Here is a 788-nt window from a genome sequence, read left to right as displayed (position 1 = left end):
GTTCGCAATCATCATGCCCACATCATGATGACGACACGGGAAGTGACGCCGGGCGGCCTCGGTGACAAAACTCTGATCGAGCGCGAGAACAAATGGCTTCTGTCGAACGATCTGCCGACGTCGCAGATGCAGCTTCGCGATATCCGGCACTTGTTCGAGCAGACGGCTAACCAACATCTGGCAATGGCCGGTCTCGATATCCGGATCGATCATCGCAGCCATACGGAGCGTGGACTCGAGATCGAGCCGACGGAACATGCCGGCGTGCACGCCACTCAGATGGAGCGGCGTGGCATGGATATCTCCCGCGCCCGGCTCGATGGGGATGCGGCGCGGCGCAATGCCGACCTCATTCGCAACAAGCCGGACCAGGTATTGACGCTCATTACCAACGAGAAAAGCGTGTTTGATCGGCATGATATTGCACGTGCCTTGCACCGCTACATCAATGACGATGTGCAGGCATTCCAGAACGCGTTTTCGGCTGTCATGGCATCACCGGCACTGGTCGAGCTGGCGCCTGAGAAGCGGGACGGGCCGGACGGTATCGAGCTTGCGCGCTACTCGACAAAGGAAATGGTCGAGCTGGAGCACGCCATGGCCAAAAGTGCCGACCGCATGCGGACAGCAACAAGCCACGGCGCTAACCGACATCATGTCGATATGGCGATAACGTTACAGGACAATGCGATCAAGGCAAGCGCTGCGGCTGGTTTGTCAGACCAGATTTTACGCGGCGACCTCAGCGCCGCGGATCGAGATCGGCAGGTAGGTCAAGCGCGCCTTTC

General features: G+C 59.0%; 1 protein-coding gene. It reads left to right on the top strand.

Features of this window, described 5'->3' with window-relative positions; all coding sequences use genetic code 11:
- Positions 1 to 788, top strand: a 788-nt coding sequence (locus ACP7E6_RS29420) for a MobA/MobL family protein (RefSeq protein WP_426233719.1), incomplete at both ends; no start/stop codon positions are given.

Origin of the sequence: Pararhizobium sp. DWP3-4 (assembly GCF_049898205.1) — a bacterium.
GTDB lineage: Bacteria > Pseudomonadota > Alphaproteobacteria > Rhizobiales > Rhizobiaceae > Pararhizobium.
Note: the sequence above shows the minus strand (reverse complement) of the source record. Positions and strands in the feature narration are given on the sequence as shown.